Source organism: Novimethylophilus sp. (assembly GCF_036504375.1).
Lineage (GTDB): Bacteria > Pseudomonadota > Gammaproteobacteria > Burkholderiales > Methylophilaceae > Novimethylophilus.
This window is the reverse complement of record NZ_DASXVH010000028.1, coordinates 16877-38885: the sequence shown is the minus strand read 5'-3', so window position 1 is coordinate 38885 and position 22009 is coordinate 16877. Positions and strand designations below refer to the sequence as shown.

The following is a 22009-nucleotide window of genomic DNA, read 5'->3' as shown; positions in this document are numbered from 1 at the left end:
TTCCGCCGCCGGTTTGTGCGCTGAAACTGATCCTGCCGCCGTGCGTTTTGCAGACCTTGCTTCCAGCGTAGCCAGCTCCGTTGCGCCCTTCGGCAAGAGATTCGAGCTGGCGAAAATGCTCTTCTATGCGTAGCGTAAATTCATCGTATTCGGCCTAAGCCTGTGGATCGGCGAGAAACTGGGCATCGAACAGTTCCTTCATCTGGCGATAGAGATCACCGCGCGCCTGCAGCCCTGCTGCATGAGAGTTATTCGAGGCGAAACGCTATCGGCACGATAATGGTGAACTGCCGATCGCGCAACGCCTCCGGCGACTGTGGCAGCGGCAATGTCTTACGCACCATTTCGAGCGCCTGTTTGTCCAGTACTTCAAAGCCGCTGGATTCACTGATATTTATCGAAGTGATGCCGCCGTTGGCATCGATGTGCAGTTCGACCTTGACGCTCCCCTGCCAGCCGCGTATCTGGGCGATACGCGGATATTGCTTATGCTTGGCAAATTCGCGTGACAGCAAATTGCCGTAATTGCCGCGCGCATTTTCAATTTCCTGTTCCGAAGGTCCTCTGGGTTTGGGAGGCTCCGGCAGCGGAGGCGCACTAAACGTTGGCGGCGGTGTCACGGACGGAGGCGCGGCGCTGCTGACCGGCGGCGCAGGTTGCGGCTCGGGCGCATGTACCAGCGTCGGTGGCGTTTCCGCGTGCGGTAGCGGGGCAGGGAATGGCTTGGGTTTTGGCTGCGGCAGCGGTTTTTTGGGAGGCTGCCTGGGTTTTTCGGACTCCGGTGGTTTCGGTGGTTCGAGTGGCGGCAGCGGGTTGGGTGGAGGTTGCAATTCCACGGATAGCTGAACAGGAGTTTTATTCTGGTCTGTCGGCATTCCGGGAAGCACGGCAAGCACTACCATATGCAAACCCAGCGAGAACAACAGCGCAGCCATGAGCATGACATTCACGCGGCCATGTTGACGGGTTTCTGAGCGTGGTGCCATGGGTATGCGATGAGCGAGCAAAAGGAACGGATTATAGCAGCAAATAAAATGTCGCTTTTACCCGTCTAACATTATGAAATTAATGAAAAATACTTCTGAATGTAGATTATTCCCACTCCAGTTGGGGATAGAGAATATTCACATTGCGGCGATTAACGGTGTCGAATAAAACCCACTTGCTGTTTTCGCTGGCAGCGGCCGTGCTCATGGTTCTTTCCATCGAGATGCCCTTCCGGATACTGTCCCGAATATCGCTCAACAAAATATCGAAATAATGCTTCTCGTTATCCATGGCGGCGCGCCAGTTTGCGGTAACCGGCCCATGACCAGGCACAGCCTGTTTGGCCGGAATTTCCTTGAGTTGTGGGATCAGTTTGAGCCAATTTCGGGTGTCGCCATCCATCGAAGGCGTACGCTCGATGAAAAGCAAATCGCCGGTCCATAATGTTGCGGTATTACGGTCCAGCACGGTAACATCGGTATTGGTATGGGCGGGCGGCCAGGCGGTGAGTACAAGCGTGCGTCCGCCAAGGTCGAGTTCCAGTGTGGTGTCGACGGTTGCGGTTGGTTTTATGATTTCGCTGCCGGCAAAGGCTGCGCCCAGCCAGGCCGTATTATTGCGCAAGTAGGTTTCCGCGCGCCGTTCCATGGCCTCGGCCAGTTTGGCATGGCCGACATACATCGGATGATCCGCCTTGAATGCCGCATTGCCGAAGATATGGTCGGGGTGGACGTGCGTATTGATCACATACAGGATAGGCAGGTCGGTAACCTTGCGAATGGCCTCCTTGAGCCGCTGGCCAATATTGTAGGTACCGCCGCTGTCAATGACGGCCACCCCTTTCCGGCCGACGATAAAACCGATATTACAGATGTCTCCGTGGTAGCCATCGTCCAGTTCTTCATGAATGCCGTGATGGACATACACGCCGTCAGCGATTTCCTCTACCGGCAAGGGCTGGGCCCAAGCAACGGGTGAAAGCAGGAGGGGCAATAAAAATAATAGCTGCATGAAGTTTTTAGGCATGGGAGCTGAAAGAACCGATTGGTCAAAATCTGGTTAAGGTTATCATGACAAGATTAGGTTCGACCATGGCGTAACCGTTGAGTTTCTGCCTGCCAGACATTACTGGCTCCCAAGCCGCGATACATCCGACAGATAAAAAAGAGTATATTGCAAACCGCAGACAATGCCGTAAATCGAACCCACTTGTGGCACATTTCCCTGAAAAATCTCTTTAATAATTTAGGTAGAGCTTATGAGCGAAGCAATACAAAAATACAGCAAATCCGCGATCATTCTGCACTGGCTGACGGCGTTGATTATTCTGGCATTGTTCGGCTTGGGCTGGTACATGGCCGAATTGCCGCAAAAAGGTCCCAAGTCTACATCGTTGGATTTATTCGATCTCGGCATCTATACCATGCAATTCGTGGAAGCCATTTCTTCCCGCACGTTTTATTTCAATCTGCACAAATCGTTGGGTGTTACCTTGCTGCTGATATTGGTGGTCCGCGTATATATCCGCATCCGACAAGGTTATCCGGCTTTTCCGGCCAGCATGCGGGATTGGGAAATCAAATTTTCCGAGCTTATGCATAAGCTGCTGTATGTGCTGATGGTGGCTGTACCCCTGCTGGGAGCGGCGACTGCGGTTTACAGCAAATATGGCATCAAATGGTTTGGCCTGCCGCTGGTTGCGGGCCTGGATGATGCCGGGCTGCGCGAGATTTTCAAGGAAAGCCACGAAATTGTCGGCTGGATATTGCTGGTTGCGATTGCTCTCCATGTGGCAGCAGCTATCAAGCACAAGGTGGTTGATAAGGATGAAGTCATGGATCGCATGTTGTTGAAGTAACGGCCGAGTTTCATCGGGGATAACAAGGGCGCCTGAGCGCCCCTTGTCGTTGTGTGGCGTAAAAATCAGCTCGCGACATCGATATGCTGGCTGAATTCCTTGCCCTCGTTGTCGATAGCCTTGACGTCCAGCGTGCCGGGTGCATCCGGCTGATAGAAGAAACGCATATAAGGGTCCTCGGCAGTGCCTACACCGAAATCGACGTGCATGACAGGCTTGCCGTTATAGCTCAAATCCAGTTTCTGCATGTAAAACGCCGGGCGATAACCGCCTGACACCAGGTCGCGCTGCAAGCCGGTAAACATCGGGTGTTTGATCATCAGCGTGGCAAGATTGGCTTCACCGAATTTGACGGGTTGTTCGACGTTTAGCTTGATCTTGCCGGCAGCGGCTCGAATGGCCGTTTCGTCGCCATCGACCGGACCGCCGCAGCCGCCGGCTGCGCGAATGGGCAGCGCAGTCATATACAGTCTGCCATCGGCGGTTTCGCCGATAGCGTGCACATACGAATCGGTTTCCATGCGAATGCGGGTGGCGATTTGCGCCTTGCCGCTCAGCGCAGTGAAATGATAGGTAGCCGCCAGCGGGATCGGGTTGGCATCGACGATGATATACACTCTTTTAATGGCGTCGGCGGTATGCAGAGGCTTTTCCACCGTCAGCGTAATTGGGACCTGGGCGCCACTTTCGGCGCGGACCGGCCCTTCAAGCTTGATGAAATTCGCTTTCTCCACGGTTTTTCCGGCAAAAAAGACTTCTTTCAGCACCGGCCACAAGGCTTCTGAAGCCTGGGCCAATGCCGCGCCACTGTATGCGCTTAAGGCTAAGGCAAACCCCGCCATCCTGTATTTTGAGCTACACACGACTATCCCCCTCCGTTTAGCAGAACCTTGTTCCTGACAGACCCCTACACCATGCAACAAGTTCCTTGTTTTGATGTGGGTATTGGCGATGATGCAGAGCTAGTGTGAGCACGCCCTAGTTGCCTACGGTATGTATGACGCGTATCGTCCGCCCATCTGGAATCTCGGTATGGGCCAGCACATTGAGCTGGGGTACCGACCGCCGCAGGAAACGCGCCAGCAAGCTGCGTAATGGCCCCGGAACCAAAAGCACTGCCGGCATGCCCATTTGTTCCTGTTGTTCGGCGGCATGGCTGACGCCTTGCAGTAGCTGATCGGCGAGTCCCGGCTCCAGGCCGGGCCCGTCCGTGCCCGGCATCTGGGTGGCTTGCATCAGAATGCCTTCAAGACGGGGGGCGAGGGCGATGACCTGCATTTCGGAATTTCCCGGGAACAACTGCTGGGTGATCGCGCGGCCCAAGGCTACACGCACGGCGGAGGTCAGCTGGTCGGCATCCTGGATGCGCGGGGCATTGTCCGACAGGGATTCGATAATGGTGCGCATGTCGCGGATATGCACGCCTTCGGCCAGTAAGTTTTGCAGAACCTTTTGCAAGGTGCCCAGCGGCAACGACTTGGGGATGAGATCTTCCACCAGCTTGGGCGATTCCTTGCCGACGCGGTCGAGCAGCTGCTGGGTTTCTTCCCGTCCCAGCAATTCCGGTGCATGGCCCTGGATGACGTTGGACAGATGCGTGGCGGCTACGGTGGAGGCATCGACGACGGTATAGCCAAAGGCCTGCGCCTGGTCGCGCATTTCGCCTTCTATCCAGGTGGCCGGCAAACCGAAGGTCGGGTCCTTGGTTTTGGCGCCGGGCAGTTCGCCCATCACGCGCCCGGGATTGATCGCCAGAAATTGGCCGACGAAAGCCTCGCCCTGGCCGATTTCCACTCCCTTGAGCGTGATACGGTAGGCATTGGGCTTGAGTTCCAGATTGTCGCGAATATGCACTGCCGGCACCAGGAAACCCATGTCCTGCGCGAACTTTTTGCGAATGCCGCGGATGCGCCGCAGCAATTCGCCGTCCTGGCCGCGGTCTACTAGCGGAATCAGGCGGTAGCCCACTTCCAGGCCCAGAACGTCCACTGGCATCACATCGTCCCAGCCGACCTCCGGCATCTCGGTCGGCGGAGAAGCGGCGGCGGCTTCCTGCTCCATGGCAGCGCCGGCCTGGGCTTCGCGCGCGCGGCTATCCAGCAAATAGCCGATGCCGCCGGTAAGCGAGCCAAGCGAAAGGAAAGCGAAATGCGGCATGCCGGGGAGAATGCCGAGCGTGCCCAGCATGCCGCCCGTCAGGTAGAGCACTTTGGAATTGGAGAACATCTGCCCCAGCATTTGGGTACCGACGTCTTCGCTGCCATCCCCGCCGACACGGGTCACGACGATACCGGCCGCGGTCGAGATGATCAGCGCCGGAATCTGTGCCACTAGGCCGTCGCCGATGGTCAGCAGTGTGTAGTTGTTGAGGGCGGTGGCAAAATCGAGGTCGTGTTGCACCATGCCGACAATCAGGCCGCCGATGATGTTGATCAGGGTGACCATGATGCCGGCAATCGCGTCGCCGCGCACGAATTTGCTGGCCCCGTCCATGGAGCCGTAGAACTCGGCTTCCTGAGCGATTTCGGTACGTCTTTTCCGGGCGACCTCCTCGCCTATCATGCCGGCATTGAGGTCGGCATCGATCGCCATTTGCTTGCCCGGCATCGCGTCCAGGGTGAAGCGGGCGCTCACCTCGGCGATGCGGCCGGCACCCTTGGTAATCACCACGAAATTGATGATCACCAGAATGATGAAGACGATGATGCCGACGGTATAGTTGCCGCCGACGAGGAAATGGCCGAATGCTTCGATCACCTTGCCGGCGGCATCGGGACCGGTATGGCCTTCCATCAGCACCACGCGCGACGAGGCTACGTTCAGCGAAAGCCGCAACAGCGTGGTCAATAGAAGCACGGTGGGAAAGGCGGCGAAATCCAGCGGCTTGAGCGTGTACACGCTGACCATGATGACAATGATGGCCAGGGCGATGTTGAAGGTGAACAGCAGGTCGAGCAAGAACGGCGGCAACGGCAGCACCATCATCGTGAGGATCATGATGATCAGCAGCGGAGCTGCAAACTCGCGCATGTTCAGCTTGGGGGCAGCCAATACGGCCATTACTCGGTGTCCTCGAAATCCATGCCTTCCGGTACCTGCAAGTCAGCCGGTTTTTGGGGCATGTCGCCGGCCCCGCTATTATAGCTGCGCAATTGGTACACGTAGGCCAGCACTTCAGCGACTGCGGCAAACAATGCAGAGGGGATTTCCTGGTCCAGTTCGGTGTGCTTGTAAAGCGCACGCGCCAATGGCGGCGCTTGCAGGATAGGGATATGGTGTTCTTCGCCCAGTTCGCGGATGCGTTGCGCCAGCAGATAGGAGCCTTTTGCCACCACCCGCGGCGCGCGCATTTCTTTTTCGCGATAGACAAGCGCCACTGCATAGTGGGTCGGGTTGGTGACGATGACATCGGCCTTGGGCACTTCCGCCATCATGCGCTTGCGCGCCGCCTCGCGCTGCAGGGCACGAATGCGTCCCTTGATCATCGGGTCGCCTTCGCTTTCCTTGGATTCCTTGCGCACCTCTTCCTTGGTCATGCGCAATTTGCGGTAGTACTCCCAGAGCTGGAACGGAACATCCAGGGAAACGATCAACGCCATCGCGCCCGTGATCAGAATGAAGGTCCAGGCAAGCATGTTCGCCAGATGCGGAATGCTGCCGCTAATGGGTTCAGCCGCCAGTGAAAGGATTTCGGTTTTTTTGCCCATCAGCACCCAGTACGCCACGCTGCCAACCACTAGCGTTTTGGCCAGCGCTTTGACGAGTTCCACCAGTCCGTTGACCGAGAATACGCGGGTGAGGCCTTTCAACGGATTGAGCCGCCCGAAATCGGGTTGCAGCGCTTCGACACTGAACAGCCAGCCGCCGATGGCCAGTGGCGCGGCCAGCACCGCGATCAGCAATACCACCAGCAGCGGCATGAACAGGCCGATCATCGAAATTGCCGTATCGATGAAACGTTTCCACATCAGGTTGGGGTCGGCCAGGGAGACCTGGTTGAACGTGAACCATTGATGCGCCAGATCGAGTATTCCGTTGGCCAGCTTGGGACCCATAATCATGAGCCCGGCTCCGCCGGCCATCAGGATGACAAAGGTGTTGAGTTCGCGTGAACGGGGAATATTGCCTTTGGAGCGCGCCTCATCCAGGCGCCGTCCTGACGCCGGTTCAGTGCGTTCGAGATCGCTGTCATCAGCCATGGAAGAATTTTACTGCAAAGCTTAAGCTGCAAGAAAAAAACCCGCCAGAGGCGGGTTTTTTGCAGTAGTGCATGCCTTAAAACTGGTAACCGGCGTTGAGGCCGAAGAGCCAGTTGCGGGGCGGTGCAGGTTCGAAGAATTTACGCTGAAGATCTGCAACCCGTACCGAGCCGACATATTTTTGGGCGAACAGGTTTTCGATGCGCAGGAATTCGCTGAAGCTCCAGCCTTTCAGCTGCTGGCTGAATCCGCCGCGCCAGTTGAATACCGTATAGCCATCGGCCGCCCCGTCTTGGGAATCAAAATTGACGTAGGTCTTGCTGAATTTGCGCATTTCGATCGCTGTGGAGAAGCCGCTCGCTCGATGCTTCCAGGACGCTTCGCCATACAGGGTATGACGGTAAGTTCCGGGGATGTTGCCGCCGGAGCGGATGGTTTCCAGGTTGCCGGGGGTGGCTGGATTGCAGGTGGTGGTGCCCGCGCCGCCTGGAATGTTGCAGGCCTGGAAAGGCGAGGTGAATTCGGCGTCCAGCAAGGAATAGGCCAGATAGAATCCGAGCCCGTGGCCGGGACGGCTGTCCAGCGCCAGTTCCAGACCTTTGCGCTCCGTGCTGGGCACGTTTTGATAGACGGTGCGCCCGCCTACCTGCTGGAACACGACGATCTCGTCATCGGTTTTGATCTTGAATAATGCGAGATTGACCAGTGTGGTGGTGCTCAATACTGCCTTGGCGCCGACTTCGTACTGGCGGCTCGTGGCCGGCTTGAGGCCGAAGTTCAGGCCACTGCCGGTAGGGCTGTAGGACAATTCCACAAATGTCGGTGTTTCAAAACTTTTGCCGGCATTGGCGTAGAGGTTGATGCTGTCGGTAAAGCGGAACACTGCACCTATCACCGGCGTGGTTTCGGTATAGGTCACCGATCCGCTGTCGTCGCCATTGATTCCGGCTGCTGCCGTGTCGCGGGTGAAGCGGTCCCTGGCCTTGAAGTTGACCTTGCTATGACGTATCCCGCCGCTCACGGTCCAGCGCGGGTGTAGATCGACCGAGGCTTGCAGATATTCGTCAAAATTGAACAGGTCGTTGTCCTCGTCGCGCCGCAGCGCGCCCTTCACGCCGCATATGCGCCCGCTGGCGCCGCAGACCGTGCCCGAGCCGCCGACGAAATTTTCATAACCCTTGCGCGCGTCATTCATCTGGTCGTAATTGAGGCCGGCAGTAAAGGTGTAGGGGAGTTCGGCGATTTTGCCTGCATGCTCCCATCTCAGGTCGACGCCGCCAAAATCCCGGTCGATGGTGGATACTCCGCCGCCATTCAGGTCGTTGCCGGTTTGCGCGCCAATTGCAGTGGACAGAAACTGCTCGTTCTGGCGGCGTCCGAAATAGCCCATTACGCGCAAAGTGTCGGCTGCGGTCAGGCGATGCTCCAGTGTCGCGCCGACTTGTTCATGGCTACGCGAAACCCGGGTGTCGAAGGTGAGCGCGGCCTGGCTGGCTTGCTTGGGGTTGGCGCGGTATTCCTCCGGCGTCAGGCCTTGTGGGTCGTTGTTGTCGGGCTGGTCCAGCGCGGTGGCGACTATGGTCAGGGAAGTTGATTTGCCTAGGTTGGCCTTGATTTTGCCATGCACGGTATCGCGGCGGGCTTCGGAATGATCGCGGTAGCCATCGGTGCGAAAGGTCGATCCGTTGACGATGTAATTGAAACCGTCATTGTCGCCGCCTAACGTCAGGCTGCCGCGACGCGTGTTGTAGCTGCCAAAGGTGGCGCCGCCGGAAAGCACGGGTTCGTCAGTGCCGTCCTGCGTGAAGATCTGCACCACGCCGCCGGAGGAGTTGCCGTAGAGCGCGGAAAAAGGGCCGCGCAGGAATTCCACACTTTTGGCCGTATCCAGATTGAATGTGCCGGTTTGGCCTTGCCCGTCCGGCATGGTCATGGGGATGCCGTCGGCATAAAGCCTCACGCCGCGTACGCCGAATGCCGAGCGTGCGCCGAAGCCGCGCACCTGGATGGCGAGATCCTGGGCAGGATTGTTACGGTTGTTGACGACGACTCCCGGTACGCGCACGGCGCTTTCGGAAAGGTTGACCTGTAGCTGCCCCTCGCGCAGAGTCTCGCCGCTGATGGCGTCGATCGAAACCGGCAAGTCGAAACTGTTCTGTTCGCTACGCGTGGCTGTTACCACGACCGGGGCGACAACGGTGTCGGGAGTTTTGGGCGGTTCTTCCGCCCAGCCGCAGGTTGCGACAAAAGTGCCGGCAACGGCGCAAGCTAGAGAATTAGGTAAAAACATTGGCATTTTCCAGTCTTGAAGACCACAAAGTCCGCAATTCTACCTGTGCAGCAAGCAAGCAACCATCAGGATTTTCATGAATTCAAATGATTCCGTCCATTAACTGCACCTGGACGGTCATGCCTGCGTCGATATTGCCGCAGCTGTCGGATAGCACGATAAAACAGTTGGCTTCGCTCATCGAGCGCAATACACCTGAGCCCTGGTTGCCGATAGCCTGCACCGTCCATGCGCCGTCATCGCCCAGGCCGAGGGCGCCGCGCTGGAATTCGGTTCTCCCGGGGGTTTTTTTGATGGACGTGATGCACACGGCGTTGAGCAGCGGCGCCGGTTGCGGATTGGCTTGCCCCATCAGCACCAGCATCGCGTCGCGCACGAACTGGTAGAACGTAACCATCACCGAAACCGGATTGCCCGGCAGGCCGAAATAATGAGCATGGCCGATTCTGCCGTAAGCCAGCGGCCGGCCGGGTTTCATCGCGATCTTCCAGAACACCACCTGCCCCAGCTTGTTGAGCAGCTCCTTCATGTAGTCGGCCTCGCCTACCGAGACGCCGCCGCTGGTGAGCACGACGTCGGCGGATTGCGAGGCTTCTATCAACGCTTTTTCCAGCAGTATGGGATCGTCGCGCACCACGCCCATGTCGATGATTTCCACCCCCAGCCGTGACAGCATGCCGTAGATGGTATAGCGGTTGCTGTCGTACACCTGACCGGCTGCGAGAGGCTGGCCGATACTGGCCAGTTCGTCGCCGGTGGAGAAGAAGGCCGCGCGCAGCTTACGGTAAACCCTGACTTCGCCGATGCCGAGCGAAGCGATCAGCCCCAGGTCGGCTGGCCGCACCAGATGGCCGGCCGGCAATACCACTTGCCCCAGCTTGAGATCCTCGCCGGCGAAGCGCCGGTTCTGGCCGGCTTTGGTGCCAGCGCCGAAGGTAATGCGGTCGCCTTCGGCCTGGACGTGCTCCTGGATGATGACGGTGTCGGTCTGGTCCGGCATTACCGCACCGGTCATAATGCGTACGCATTCGCCGCTTCCCACCTTGCCGGCGAAGGTTTTGCCGGCGAAGGCGGTGCCGACGACCTGCAACGAAGCCTGGCCACTTGCGGGCAGGTCGGCGCCGTTCAGGGCGTAGCCGTCCATCGCCGAATTGTCGTGGTTGGGGACGTTGCAGGGCGACAGGATGTCCTGCGCCAATACGCGGCCCAACACGCCGCGCAAATGAATGCTCTCCTGTGCCTGGACCGGTTCCAGATAGGCGCGAATGAAATGGCGCGCCTTGTCCACCGGCATCGAGTCGGGGTCGTAGTCGTCGGCGCAGCTGGCCTGGATGAAATCGGGTTGGGTCATACGGCGGCTCCCTGTAATTTGACGGCGGGCTGCTGGCGTCTCAGCCAGTCCAGCACGAAATCGGCGATGGCGTTCGGATTGTTGAGGTCGAGCACCGGTAGCCGGGTTTGAACCGGGCCGTCGGCGGCGACCGCAATGACATTGGGGTCGCTATCCGCCAACAATGGCTTGTTCAGCGACGGACGAAACACTTCGATCTTGGGAATGGGCTCCTGCTTGAAGCCCTCCACGAGAATCATGTCCACCTGCGCGGTATCCATGTGCGGCAGCAGGTCGAACAGCCCGACCTCGCGCTGGCCTTCGTCGGTGCGCGAGCGCTCGGTGATCAGCGCCCAGCGGTTTTTCGAGCCGAGCAGCATCTGCACGGCGCCGGCTTCGCGCAGGCGGTAGCTGTCCTTGCCGGGGTGGTCGATGTCGAAAGTGTGGTGCGCGTGCTTGACGACAGACAGGCGCACGCCATGCGCTACCAGTACCGGGATCAGGCTGGTGAGCAGCGTGGTTTTGCCGATGCCGCTGCCCCAGGCGCAAAAGCCAAGCAATGGGGTCGCATGCTTCATTTGGCGGCATCCAGTTCTTGCGGGGTGTTGATGTTCATGAAAGCATCCGCTTCATCGTCGAAATTGACCTCGGCCACGCGCAAGGTGGCATACCAGGCGTCGATCTTGCGGCCGCCGTTATCGAGAAAAGCGGTGAGATGCGGCAATACGTCGCGCCGGCACAGGCAGAATACCGGATGAGGCTGGTCAAAAGTAACGGCGACTGCCAACTGGGCATCTTGAGCCTGCAATGCCGACTCCAGGCGAATAACCAGATCATCGGGCAGAAAAGGCGAATCGCAGGGCACGGTAGCCACCAGTTCGCGGCCAGCCTCTGCCAGGCCGGTTTGCAACCCGGCCAGCGGGCCTGCATAGCCGGTCATGGCGTCCGGGATGACACGGTATCCAAGCCGGGCGTAAGCCTCCGTATTCTGGTTGGCGTTGATCAGCAATTCGTCCACCTGCGGTGCGAAGCGGGCGGCGACATGTTCAACCATGGGCTTGCCGTGCAGCAGGACCAAGCCTTTATCAACCCCCCCCATGCGGCGCCCCAGCCCGCCCGCCAATATCATGCCGGTGATCTTCATTTGCGCAAACGGTGCCGCCCCGTGAACAACAGGTAATGGCTGCCCTTGGCGCGGCCGATCAGTGTGATGCCCACCTGCTGCGCGACCTCATAGCCCATCTGGGTGATACCGGAGCGCGAGACGATGAAAGGGATGCCCATCTGCGCCGCCTTGATGACCATTTCCGAGGTCAGCCGCCCGGTGGTGTAGAAAACCTTGTCCGCGCCTTCGATATCATCCAGCCACATGAGGCCGGCAATTGCGTCCACTGCGTTGTGGCGGCCGACGTCCTCGACGTGATAGAGGATTTCGCTGCCCTGGGCCAGCGCGCAGCTGTGCAGGGCGCCGGCGCGTTTGTAGAGGGTGTCGTAATGACGCAGGTTGTCGAGCAGCGCGTACATCGTCGCTTCGGTGAGAACGGCGTCGTCGGGCAGATGCAGATGCTCGAATTCTTCCATGAGGTCGCCGAACATCGTGCCCTGGCCGCAGCCGGTGGTGACGGTGCGTTTTCCGAGGCGTTCGTCCAGGTTCTCGACACCGTGGCGGGTCGTCACCGCGGCTGCCTCGGTTTCCCAGTCCACCTGTACCGCGGCGATTTCCTCGAGGCTTCCCACCATGCGCTGGTTGCGCAGGTAGCCGACGATGAGCGCTTCCGGCGCCGCGCCCAGGGTCATCAGCGTGACGATCTCGCGTTTGTCGACGTACAGCGTGAGCGGGTGCTCGCCGGCGATCTCTACGGCGATTTCACTACCGGTTTCATCCAGGGCAAGAGCGGGAAAGGTTGCCGGTCGGCTGGCCTGGGTCAGCTGCGGACGATAAGCCATTATCCGCCCGTCATTGACATGAACCGCACCACCGACGGCTGCGCGCGCCGGATATCGAAATCGTGGCCCTTGGGCTTGATCTGCATCGAGTCGACGATGGCCTGGCGCAGCGGGGCGTCATCTGTGGTGCCGCGCAGCAATGGCATCAAATCGACCTTATCCTCCTGGCCCAGGCACAGGAACAGCTCACCCTTGCAGGTAATGCGCACGCGATTGCAGTCTTCGCAGAAGTTGTGGCTGTGCGGCGAGATGAAGCCGACCTTGGTGTGTGTGTCCGCGATGCGCCAATATTTGGCCGGTCCGCCCGTGCTTTCGGCACTCGCCAGCATGGTGTATTGCTGCTGCAGGCGTTTCAGCGTCTCGTCGTTGCTGCACCAGGTTTGCCGGCGCGCGTGGTCGACTTCGCCCAGCGGCATTTCCTCGATGAAGGAAATGTCTAGTGGCTGGGTGATTGCAAAATCCACCAGGTCGAACAGTTCATGATCGTTGATGCCATGCATAAGCACGGCGTTGAGCTTGATGTTCTCGAAACCGGCCTTTTGCGCTGCCCGGATGCCGGCCAATACTTTGGATAGATCGCCGACGCGCGTGATGCGGCGGAAAACCTCGGGCTTAAGGCTGTCGAGACTTATGTTGATGCGCCGCACGCCGGCCGCGCGCAAGTCGTCCGCATAGTGCTCCAGTTGCGAACCGTTAGTGGTCAGGGTCAGTTCGCGCAAACCCGGCAGGCGGCCGATGTCCTGGAACAGCTTGAGCGCATCCTTGCGGACTAGAGGTTCGCCGCCGGTAATGCGTACCTTGCCGACGCCCAAATCGACGAACGCACACACCAAGCGAGCGCATTCCTCCAGCGTGAGGATTTCGTCGCGCGGCAGGAACTCCATGTCTTCGCCCATGCAATAGGTACAGCGAAAATCGCAACGATCCGTGATGGAGAGCCGGATGTAGTCGACTTTCCTGCCGAAGCGATCAATGAGGGTGGTGGATGAGGGCACGTTAGCGGTGTGGTGATAAAATAAGGCCGAAATAATGTAATGCGTTAGACAGCATAGCGATTTTATGCGTTTCGCCAGCGTAAAACAACGCCGACGGAACCAAGGTTAATAACCGAGTATTTTACTCAATTATTGCGCGGCGGTCATCATGTCATCCAAGTTTTTGAAAATTCATATCCCGCACGGTACCGAGTCGGCGATAGGCTCGGGCAAAGCGGACCTGCTGGAGGCGATCCAGCGCGCGGGCTCCATCTCCGCGGCGGCGCGCGCGATGGGCATGTCCTATCGCCGGGCCTGGGACCTGGTGGATACCATGAACCGCTGTTTCCTCCAGCCGGTGGTGGAGACGGCAACCGGTGGCAGTCATGGTGGCGGGGCGCAGGTCACGGCATTCGGTCTTGAAGTACTAGGCCGCTATCGCGATCTGGAGCTGAAGGCCAATGCCGCTGTCACTGCCGAAGTCGAAGCGCTGGCAATACTGCTGCGGCCGGTAGAGTAGCCTGATTTCCTGGGGCGTGTTCACACTAATGGTTTTCCCAAGGTATGGGATCTTTGACATTTATCGTTATATACATTTAAATATTCCGTTTCGTTTTGCTTATCTATATATTACGATAACCTTACCTCCGGAGCCCCTCTAAATGATCCCCTTGATCAAGAAGCAATTGCTTTTTGCGGTAGCCGCTGCGCTGGTGCTGCCAACCCTGTCTCTGGCGGATGATTCCGTAACGGATGCCAATGCGCGCATGCAACAACTGGAAAAAATGATGCAGCAGATGCAGCAGCAGCGCGCGGAACAGGATCAGCAACTGCAGGCGCTGAGCAAGGAGCTGATGGCTGTGCAGGATCAACTGGCACAGGCCAGGGAAGGCAAAATGGCCGAGAAGGGCAAGAGTACCGGCAATCCGGTATTTGCTGCTTTCAAGGATGGGCTGGCGTTCGAGGACAGTACCGGAAACTGGAAGCTGCAAATTAATGGGCGAATACAGGCAGATTACCGCACGTATGATCCCACAGAATGGAAGAATGACACTTTCAGCATCCGCAGGGGACGTTTTGGCGGCACATTTTCTTTCCTGAAAGATTTCGCCGTGCGTGTGGAGGGCGAATATGCCAACGATAATACGGGCGCAAAAGGAACGACGGCACTGACCTATGGCTACCTCGACTATACCCATTGGAGCGGAGCGAAAATTCGCGCGGGGCAGTTCAAGCCTTTCTTCGGCTTGGAACGTACGACCAGCACCAATTTCACGGATTTTACAGAGCTCTCGATTGCAACTAACAACGGCAGTATTTTCACTTCAACCTATGATCGCGGCATCATGGTTTATGGTGATCCTGCCCCCTGGCTCAACTACAACGCTTATGTCGTCAATGGCACCGGCCAGAACAACGATGATGTGAACGATTCTAAAGACATCGGCGGCCGCATCAACGCTAACTTCGCCAATCTGGCAGATATTAAAAATGCTGTCATTCATGTCGGCGCTTCTGCCAGCACGGGCAATATCGGTTTTTCCACGTCAGCGGGCAATAGTATCAGTCAAGTTACGGAAGCCAATGGCGCCACGTTCTTTAGCGTAACGGCATTGGGTGGACACAATAGGGCGGATCGTACCCGCTGGGGCTTGGAAACCGCTCTTGCTTATGGCCCGGTCAAGTTCCAGACGGAATACATCGATGCTAATTTTGAAGGCAAGCGCGTGGGCACAGCCCTCCTGACGCCCAATAACACAACGATATTTGATAATGACATCAAAGTTTGGTACGCGGATTTGAACTGGCTGGTAAGCGGTGAAAGCTGGTCGGATAGTTACAAGAGCGGAGTATTCGGCCGTATCCGGCCTAAGCATAATTTCGGTGATAAAGACGGTTGGGGTGCGGTCGAACTGGGCATCCGCTACAGCAAATTTGACGCATCCGACTTTAAGGCGTTGTTGCCGGTCGCGACGGCCAGCACTGCGCTTACCAGCGAGGCCGATGCCTGGACTGCCGGGGCTAAATGGATACTTAATCCCAATGCGCGAATCGTGTTGAACTACACGCACACCAGGTTCGATACGCCAATCACAATAAACGGCAAGGTCGACGACAACGAAGATGCGCTCGTGCTGCGGGCTCAGTATGATTTTTAACGGCTAAGGTGCGAAAAAATGCAACGATTACTTCGGTCATTCATAGGCTTGATTCTTCTTGCGGGGCTGATGGCGCTGCCGGCGCAGGCAACCGACAAGAATATTCTGCGCCTTGCAACAACTACCAGCACCTCCAATTCCGGCCTGCTGGATTACCTGCTGCCCAGGTTCGAGGCCAAGTGCGGCTGCAAGGTGAACGTCATCTCGGTTGGCACCGGCAAGGCACTCAAGCTGGGCGAGGACGGCAACGTGGACGTGGTGCTGGTGCATGCGCGCTCGGCCGAGGATGCCTTTGTCGCCGCCGGGCATGGCATAGACCGGCGCGACGTGATGTATAACGATTTCGTGTTGATCGGCCCCAACAACGATCCGGCCAGAATTAAAAGCGAAAAGGACGTGCTGGCGGCGATGAAGAAGATTGCCGATACCAAATGGAAATTCATCTCGCGCGGGGACGATTCCGGCACCGACCAGATGGAAAAAGGCTACTGGAAGGCGCTCGGTACCAAACCCGAAGAGAATAATGCTCAATCCAGATGGTATGTCTCCGCCGGGCAGGGCATGGGCGAGGTGCTGATGATGGCAGGTGAAATGCGAGCCTATACGCTGTCCGATCGCGGTACCTATATTTCCTATCGCGATAAAATCGGGCTTCCCATCCTGATGCAGGGCGATCCCAGAATGTTCAATCCCTACGGCATCATCGCCGTCAATCCGAAGAAATATCCGGATATCAATTACAAGGGGGCGACCGAACTCATCAACTGGATCACTTCAGCGGAAGGGCAAAAGCTGATCGCCGATTTCAAGGTCGGTGGCGAACAATTGTTCATGCCTTCCGCTAAGTAATTTCCGCAAATGACTCTGGCAGAAGCCGCCCGGCACGCATTCGAGTTATTGCTGGGCGGCGATGCCGCGTTGTGGGGAATCATCTGGATTTCCCTGCGCGTATCCTTGCTTGCGTTGCTGCTGGCGGTCGCACCTGCCGTGGCGTTTGGTTTTGTGCTGGCTACACTCACGTTTCCCGGCCGCCGCCTGCTGATTATCTTGCTGCAGACTTTGCTAGCCTTACCCACGGTGGTGATCGGCCTGCTGCTTTATCTGGTGCTGTCGCGCGTTGGCCCGTTGGGCGAATGGCACTGGCTGTTCACCCAGAAAGCGATGATTCTGGGCCAGGCGCTGCTGGCCTTCCCCATTCTTGCCGCAATGACGCTGACCGCGGTGCAGGGGCTGGATCCCCGCACCGCGGAAACCGCACGCACACTGGGCGCATCGCCGCTACGCGCGGCGTTGACGATATTGATGGAAGCTCGGTTTTCGGTAATGGCGGCAATCGCCAATGGTTTCGGTCGCGTATTGTCGGAAATCGGCTGCGCCATGATGGTCGGCGGCAATATCGCCGGTGCCACGCGCAACATTACCACCGCGATTGCGCTCGAAACCAGCAAGGGCGAGTTCGCGCAAGGTATCGCGCTAGGCACGGTGCTGGTGGCGTTGGCATTGACGGTGAATTTCATCCTCGCCTGGTTGCAGGGCAAGGGGGACATGCGATGACGCTGATGGCAGTACAGGGCTTGCGTAAAGCGCACGGCGAGCGGCTACTGCTGGAAATCGATGCGTTGATGCTGGTGCGCGGCGCAACTTATCTGCTGCTAGGCGAAAACGGCGCCGGCAAGACTACCTTGCTGCGCATTCTGGCCGGTCTGGAGCAGGCACAGAGCGGAGCGTTCGTATTCGACGGCGTACGTTACGATCGCGCGGTCGAACGTGCGCGGCTGGCGCCGCGCATGATCTATCTGCATCAGCATTCCTATCTGTTCCATACCAGCGTGATCGCCAATATCGAATACGGTCTCAAATTGCGCGGGGTGCCGGGTCGGGAGCGCCTGGAACTGGTGCGGAAAGAAATGGAGTGGGCGGGCATTTCCCATTTGGCTGATGTCCCGCCGCAAAAGCTTTCCGGCGGGGAGAAGCAGCGTGTCGCGCTGGCCCGGGCGCGCGTGCTCAAACCGGAATTATTGCTGCTGGATGAACCGACGGCCAACCTGGATGATGTCGCGCGCGAGCAGGTTGCCGATTTGATCCGGCAGATGCGCGACGCCAACAATTGCGTGCTGATCGCGACCCACGACAGGGATTTGATGACGCTGGAAGGCGCGATCCGGCTCAGCCTGGAAAGCAGTCGTTTGAGAATAGGCTGATGGCTTACTGGCGGCGCTGAAACAGCCTGAAGCTTTCGCGCCTATCGTTGGGCCGTTTACCTTCCCAGATCAATCGCCAATCCGATCCCGGATCGATTTTATCCTGGCCGCGCTCGTCCTGAATCAGGTAAAGGTCGCATTCCAGGCGCTGTGCCGTTTCGAAACGCTGTACGCGGATATCGGCATGATAATCCAGCGCGCCGCGTTGCGAATCGCCCAGATCGCGCCCGGTGACGCAGGCGTAGCTTGACGGCAATGCCTTGCGCAGTGACTCGAAAGTCCCTTGATAGCTTTTGGTGGCGTCCAGCCAGGGCAGCCATAGTGTCATTACCAACCCCCATACCATCGTCATGCCTACTGCCCAGTCGGTAACCGCTGCGCGGTTGCTGCGCTTGTTGGCTTTGAAAACCACTGCGGCCCATACCATGGTCAATGCGAGCGCCAACAGAAAGGCCAGCAGGCTGAATTCAGGCACATATGCCAAAGATAATTTGTGCATGCGCTGCGACAGCTTGCCTGGCATGCCGGTCATCATTGCGAACCAGCCCAGCCAGACCAGGAAACCGAAAGTACCGAACAGCATGACGCCGAACCAATCCAGCGCACTGGCAGCGCCGCGGCGCAGCGTATCGACGGCGGGCGTGGCAAGCAGGGCGAGAGGCAATAACAGCGGCAAGGCATGAATATCGCGGCTGCTCGCGCTTATGCCCAGCACGAGAAAAATGACCAGAAAAAACAACAATGGCAACTGGATGGAAGAGCGATCCGGCTTCATGCGCCATAGCGTCCATGCCGCTAGCGGCAGCGCTGGCCAAGCATACCAGCTGAGCGTCTTGGTGAAATATCCGAAAGCGACGCTGCCGGCGGTTTCCGATGCAAGCCATAACTGGAGCAGCGCAGGGGGCTGCTGCTTCAATGCGATCAGCCAGGGAGCAATCCACGGTGAGGCGCTGATAATGGCTGTGCCGAGCACCAGCAGGTGGGAAGTGCGTCGCCAGTGACGAAACAGGAGCGGCAACAGCAGCGCTGTCGCCAGGATGGCTGCAAGCGGCAATAAGCCCTTGGAGAGAAAGCCGATGCCCGCGCCGGTGCCCAGAACCAGGCCTGCGCGCAGCGGTTTGCGAGGCGCGAGCGCCAGCGCATAAAAGGCCATCGCATAGCCGGCCAGTCCTGCGACATCCGGATTCAAAGTGTGAGCGGAAAATACCAGTCCGATCGAAGCCAGGAAGATGAGCGTTGCCTGGCGACCGGAACCCATCCCCCATAGTTCGCGCCCGGTCATGCCGATGAATGTCAGCGTGAGCGCCATCCACATGCCGGTGGCGAGACGAGCCGCATCGTGAGGGGCGAACAGCGGGGAAAACAGCTTGGCAAACACCGCTGCCGAGAGGTAATACAGCGGCGGCTTTTCCAGAAATGGTTCTCCCGCCATCGACGGAACTACCCAACTGCCGCCCTGCAGGAGATGCTTGATGACGCTGATGCTCTGCAGTTCGTCCGGCTTCCACGGGGTATGTCCGACCAAGCCGAAACACACCCAGAGCAGGCAAAGCAGCAACAGCAGATTAGTCTTGGCGCGCTCGCCGATTTTCGGTTTCGGCGTGGCGAAGATGGCTTGCCAGTCATGCTCCATTTCGACCGACATCTTAGTCTTTCCAGGCTTCCACCACGGGCGTGGGACGCTCGCAATAGGCAAGGGATATCTGTTTGAGATCGCTCATATCGTCATTCTAGCAAATGAAAAAGGCAGCCGAAGCTGCCTTTTTCGGGTCTTGCCAATAATTACATGCTGTACTTCTGGCGGAACTTCTCGACACGGCCGGCGGTGTCCACAATCTTTTGCTTGCCGGTGTAGAAAGGATGGCACAGCGAACACACTTCGATATGCAGATCCTTGCAGTTCGTGGAGTGGGTCTTGAAGCTGTTGCCGCAGCTGCAAACAACGCTGATTTCTTCGTAATTCGGGTGGGTTTCGGGCTTCATGCTCTAAATGTCCTTCGATGCTATCGCGGAAAACGTGCAATTATCAATGAATTAACAAAATTATTCAAGGCCTGACTTAATTCGATACTTGACCGGGAGATGTTCAGGCCGGATTGTCGATATCGATGAAGCGGTGCGTCAGCCCGAAATGCGCAGCCAGATGTTCTCCCAGCGCCTTGATACCACCGCGCTCGGTGGCGTGGTGGCCGGCGGCGATAAACGCGACGCCGGATTCCCGCGACAGGTGCACCGTATGTTCTGATACTTCGCCGGTGAGAAAGGCATCGACGCCGAGCTCTATCGCCAACTGCAGGTAATCCTGGGCTGCGCCGGTACACCAGGCGATGCTCCGGATTTGGCGCTGCGGTTCGCCGATGAGCAAGGGTTTATGGCGCAGCGCCCGTTCCACGCGGACACCCAAATCCAAGAGTGTCGACGGTGCTTGCAGGACGCCATATGCGCCGGTCTGCTGTTCGCCGAACCAGCCGTCGATATCGAACCCCAGCTGCTGCGCCAGTTGGGCATTATTGCCTAACCGGGGATGGGCGTCCAGCGGCAAATGGTAGGCGACCAGGTTGATTTCACGTTCCAGCAGGAATTTGAGCCGACGGCGCCGTATGCCGGTAACCGGCAGGGCATCGTTTTTCCAGAACCAGCCGTGGTGCACCAGGATGGCGTCCGCACCGGCCTCCGCGGCGGCTTCGAGCAATTGCTGGCTGGCTGAAACCCCGCTGATGAGCGTTTTTACCTGGGGTCGCCCTTCCACCTGCAAGCCGTTGGGGCAGTAGTCGCGGAAACGCTCGATTTCCAGCAGCTGTCCGGTATAATCCAATAGACTCTTGATTCCCATTTATTGCTCCAGACTCAATAGCTTCCGAGGCATTCGCGTTCCTGAAACCGGCCGGATTCCTGATAAGCTAACGCCAATTATGAAAAAATTCTGGCTCATTTTTACACAAAGCGTCACGATCAGTCTGGGTATCGTTTTTGTAATACAGATTTTTCATCCCGATCTTCTGGCGCGGCGCGAACACATCATCGAAGTGAAGCAGGCGGCTGCCAAACAAGAAATCAATACCGCCGGCTCATATCGGCTGGCCGCACAGCGGGCCATGCCATCTGTGGTTAATATTTTTACCAGCAAAGAACCCGCCAAAACGGTCGATCCCCGCCTGAACGATCCGATACTCAGGCATTTTTTCGGCGATCCCGGCGACGAACCGCCGCAAAAGGAAAACAGCCTGGGTTCCGGCGTCATCGTCAGCGCGCAGGGGCTGATACTTACCAATCACCATGTCGTGGAAACCGCTGACGAGATCGAGGTCGCGCTGGCGGACGGGCGAACCTTGCCGGCCAAGGTGGTGGGTACCGACCCCGAAACCGACCTCGCAGTCATCAAGGTGGATGCGAAGAATCTGCCGGCGATCATCTTCGGCCGTTCGGATCAGCTTGGCATCGGCGATGTCGTGCTCGCGATTGGCAATCCTTTCGGCGTTGGCCAGACCGTAACCCAGGGCATCGTCAGTGCGTTGGGGCGCAATCATCTGGGCATCAATACCTTCGAGAATTTCATCCAGACCGATGCACCGATCAATCCGGGCAATTCCGGCGGAGCGCTGGTCGACATCGAAGGCCACCTGATCGGTGTTAATAGCGCGATCTATTCCCGCAGCGGCGGTTCCATGGGGATAGGCTTCGCCATCCCGGTGAGCCTGGCGCAACAGGTGATGGAGCAGATCGTGCGGCAGGGCAGCGTGACGCGCGGCTGGGTGGGCGTGGAAGCGCAGGATGTCACGCCGGAACTGGCTGAATCCTTTCATCTCAAGGATGCTTCAGGCGCATTGATCGCCGGCATTCTGCGCGGCGGGCCGGCTGACAAGGCGGGCGTGCGGCCAGGCGATATTCTGTTGGAAATCAATGGCAAGAGAATTCAGGATACTTCCGGCATGCTCACCCTGATTTCAGCGCTCAAGCCGAACAGTTCCGCTACGCTCAAGGTCATGCGCAACGGCGTGGAAAAATCGCTGACTGCGACGATCGGACGCAGACCCAAACCGGAAGCGGCGCAGCAAAACTAAACG

Annotated in this window: 21 protein-coding genes; 7 read left to right on the top strand and 14 right to left on the bottom strand. The window is 58.0% G+C overall.

The window, feature by feature from the left end; translation table 11 throughout:
- Positions 1–248 precede the first annotated feature (248 nt).
- Complete coding sequence (locus tag VGK14_RS03520) at positions 249–986, bottom strand: energy transducer TonB (RefSeq protein WP_331507548.1); 738 nt, start codon at positions 984–986, stop codon at positions 249–251.
- 106 nt (positions 987–1092) lie between these two features.
- Positions 1093–2013 carry a quinoprotein relay system zinc metallohydrolase 2 gene (locus tag VGK14_RS03515; protein WP_331507547.1) on the bottom strand — a complete coding sequence of 307 codons (921 nt, stop codon included), beginning with the start codon at positions 2011–2013 and terminating at the stop codon, positions 1093–1095.
- Between the two features lie 232 nt (positions 2014–2245).
- On the opposite strand from VGK14_RS03515, the gene VGK14_RS03510 reads away from it, so the two are divergent.
- Positions 2246–2845 (top strand): cytochrome b, encoded by a 600-nt coding sequence (locus tag VGK14_RS03510; RefSeq protein ID WP_331507546.1) that lies wholly within the window; start codon positions 2246–2248, stop codon positions 2843–2845.
- A gap of 65 nt (positions 2846–2910) precedes the next feature.
- Here the strand turns inward: VGK14_RS03510 and VGK14_RS03505 are convergent, their stop codons facing one another.
- From VGK14_RS03505 to moaA, 9 genes are all read right to left on the bottom strand, one after another.
- Positions 2911–3642, bottom strand: a complete 732-nt coding sequence (locus tag VGK14_RS03505; protein WP_331507545.1) for a quinoprotein dehydrogenase-associated SoxYZ-like carrier — start codon at positions 3640–3642, stop codon at positions 2911–2913.
- A 181-nt stretch (positions 3643–3823) separates the two neighbouring features.
- Entirely contained in the window at positions 3824–5905 is a 2082-nt protein-coding gene (flhA, locus tag VGK14_RS03500; RefSeq protein ID WP_331507544.1) for a flagellar biosynthesis protein FlhA, read from the bottom strand.
- Positions 5905–7044, bottom strand: coding sequence for a flagellar biosynthesis protein FlhB (flhB, locus tag VGK14_RS03495; protein WP_331507543.1), 1140 nt, complete (start codon positions 7042–7044; stop codon positions 5905–5907). The genes flhA and flhB overlap by 1 nt, the downstream gene beginning before the upstream one ends.
- 76 nt (positions 7045–7120) lie before the next feature.
- Positions 7121–9334 (bottom strand): TonB-dependent receptor, encoded by a 2214-nt coding sequence (locus VGK14_RS03490; RefSeq protein ID WP_331507542.1) that lies wholly within the window; start codon positions 9332–9334, stop codon positions 7121–7123.
- 82 nt (positions 9335–9416) lie between these two features.
- Positions 9417–10685 (bottom strand): gephyrin-like molybdotransferase Glp, encoded by a 1269-nt coding sequence (gene glp, locus VGK14_RS03485; RefSeq protein WP_331507541.1) that lies wholly within the window; start codon positions 10683–10685, stop codon positions 9417–9419.
- Entirely contained in the window at positions 10682–11242 is a 561-nt protein-coding gene (mobB, locus tag VGK14_RS03480) for a molybdopterin-guanine dinucleotide biosynthesis protein B (RefSeq protein ID WP_331507540.1), read from the bottom strand. The genes glp and mobB overlap by 4 nt, the downstream gene beginning before the upstream one ends.
- Positions 11239–11808 carry a molybdenum cofactor guanylyltransferase MobA gene (mobA, locus tag VGK14_RS03475; RefSeq protein ID WP_331507539.1) on the bottom strand — a complete coding sequence of 190 codons (570 nt, stop codon included), beginning with the start codon at positions 11806–11808 and terminating at the stop codon, positions 11239–11241. Before mobA ends, mobB begins: the two co-directional genes overlap by 4 nt.
- On the bottom strand, positions 11805–12611 hold the full coding sequence (locus VGK14_RS03470) for a formate dehydrogenase accessory sulfurtransferase FdhD (protein ID WP_331507538.1): 807 nt from the start codon (positions 12609–12611) through the stop codon (positions 11805–11807). The genes mobA and VGK14_RS03470 overlap by 4 nt, the downstream gene beginning before the upstream one ends.
- On the bottom strand, positions 12611–13606 hold the full coding sequence (gene moaA, locus VGK14_RS03465) for a GTP 3',8-cyclase MoaA (RefSeq protein ID WP_331507537.1): 996 nt from the start codon (positions 13604–13606) through the stop codon (positions 12611–12613). Before moaA ends, VGK14_RS03470 begins: the two co-directional genes overlap by 1 nt.
- A gap of 163 nt (positions 13607–13769) precedes the next feature.
- On the opposite strand from moaA, the gene VGK14_RS03460 reads away from it, so the two are divergent.
- From VGK14_RS03460 to VGK14_RS03440, 5 genes are all read left to right on the top strand, one after another.
- Positions 13770–14105: a winged helix-turn-helix domain-containing protein gene (locus VGK14_RS03460; RefSeq protein WP_414691698.1), complete on the top strand. Its 336-nt coding sequence runs from the start codon at positions 13770–13772 to the stop codon at positions 14103–14105.
- A 142-nt stretch (positions 14106–14247) separates the two neighbouring features.
- Positions 14248–15744, top strand: a complete 1497-nt coding sequence (locus VGK14_RS03455) for an OprO/OprP family phosphate-selective porin (RefSeq protein ID WP_331507535.1) — start codon at positions 14248–14250, stop codon at positions 15742–15744.
- 18 nt (positions 15745–15762) lie between these two features.
- Positions 15763–16593 (top strand): substrate-binding domain-containing protein, encoded by an 831-nt coding sequence (locus VGK14_RS03450; protein ID WP_331507534.1) that lies wholly within the window; start codon positions 15763–15765, stop codon positions 16591–16593.
- 9 nt (positions 16594–16602) lie between these two features.
- The gene (locus tag VGK14_RS03445) at positions 16603–17298 is read left to right on the top strand and encodes an ABC transporter permease (RefSeq protein ID WP_331507533.1); all 696 of its coding nucleotides are present in this window, start codon (positions 16603–16605) and stop codon (positions 17296–17298) included.
- Positions 17295–17945 carry an ABC transporter ATP-binding protein gene (locus VGK14_RS03440; RefSeq protein ID WP_331507532.1) on the top strand — a complete coding sequence of 217 codons (651 nt, stop codon included), beginning with the start codon at positions 17295–17297 and terminating at the stop codon, positions 17943–17945. Before VGK14_RS03445 ends, VGK14_RS03440 begins: the two co-directional genes overlap by 4 nt.
- A gap of 4 nt (positions 17946–17949) precedes the next feature.
- Here the strand turns inward: VGK14_RS03440 and VGK14_RS03435 are convergent, their stop codons facing one another.
- The 3 genes from VGK14_RS03435 to VGK14_RS03425 all read right to left on the bottom strand — a co-directional run bounded on the left by VGK14_RS03435 (position 17950) and on the right by VGK14_RS03425 (position 20778).
- Complete coding sequence (locus VGK14_RS03435; RefSeq protein WP_331507531.1) at positions 17950–19590, bottom strand: ArnT family glycosyltransferase; 1641 nt, start codon at positions 19588–19590, stop codon at positions 17950–17952.
- A 137-nt stretch (positions 19591–19727) separates the two neighbouring features.
- Positions 19728–19928 carry a 50S ribosomal protein L31 gene (gene rpmE, locus VGK14_RS03430; RefSeq protein ID WP_331507530.1) on the bottom strand — a complete coding sequence of 67 codons (201 nt, stop codon included), beginning with the start codon at positions 19926–19928 and terminating at the stop codon, positions 19728–19730.
- 103 nt (positions 19929–20031) lie between these two features.
- The gene (locus VGK14_RS03425; RefSeq protein WP_331507529.1) at positions 20032–20778 is read right to left on the bottom strand and encodes a Nif3-like dinuclear metal center hexameric protein; all 747 of its coding nucleotides are present in this window, start codon (positions 20776–20778) and stop codon (positions 20032–20034) included.
- 79 nt (positions 20779–20857) lie between these two features.
- Here VGK14_RS03425 and VGK14_RS03420 point away from each other — a divergent pair, with 79 nt between their 5' ends.
- Positions 20858–22006: a Do family serine endopeptidase gene (locus VGK14_RS03420; protein ID WP_331507528.1), complete on the top strand. Its 1149-nt coding sequence runs from the start codon at positions 20858–20860 to the stop codon at positions 22004–22006.
- Positions 22007–22009 lie beyond the last annotated feature (3 nt).